This is a genomic window from Vibrio sp. 1288, from assembly GCF_033344475.1.
On sequence record NZ_JAWPOX010001210.1, the window covers coordinates 1 to 501 of the forward strand.

General features: G+C 45.5%; 1 protein-coding gene. It reads left to right on the forward strand.

Annotation, left to right across the window (positions count from 1 at the left end; translation table 11 throughout):
* Nucleotides 1–105: 105 nt before the first annotated feature.
* The coding region (tilS, locus tag R8O11_RS31730; RefSeq protein WP_318195452.1) for a tRNA lysidine(34) synthetase TilS at nt 106–501 on the forward strand (396 nt) is incomplete at its 3' end.

The following is a 501-nucleotide window of genomic DNA, read 5'->3' on the forward strand; positions in this document are numbered from 1 at the left end:
AACGTCTAATGAACTACGGTTACTGCTGATATCTCGCGAGATAACGGATAAAATAGAAAGGGTTGGACATATGTCTAACCCTTTTTTGTACCTATCGGATCGCTTATGGAATCGCTTTACCAGCAGTTTTCTCATGTATTGAACACCTATTATCAACCTCAAACGAAGGTCGTTGTCGCGTTTAGTGGTGGTGTGGACTCGCGCTTGTTACTTGAGTTACTTCGCCGTTATCGAGAAGAAAACTCCCTCTCTTGCCACGCGGTTTATGTTCATCATGGTTTGAGTGAAAATGCGGACATTTGGGCCGATAAGTGTCAAGTATGGGCGAAACAAGCAGGTATTTCGTGCTCGGTAGAGCGTGTGAACCTAGATACCAATAGTGGTGAGAGCATTGAATTGCTGGCACGTGAAGCGCGCTATGAAGCTCTGGCTCGTCATATCAATCGTGGCGACTTATTGCTAACAGGTCAGCATGCCGACGACCAAGTCGAAACCTTTTTA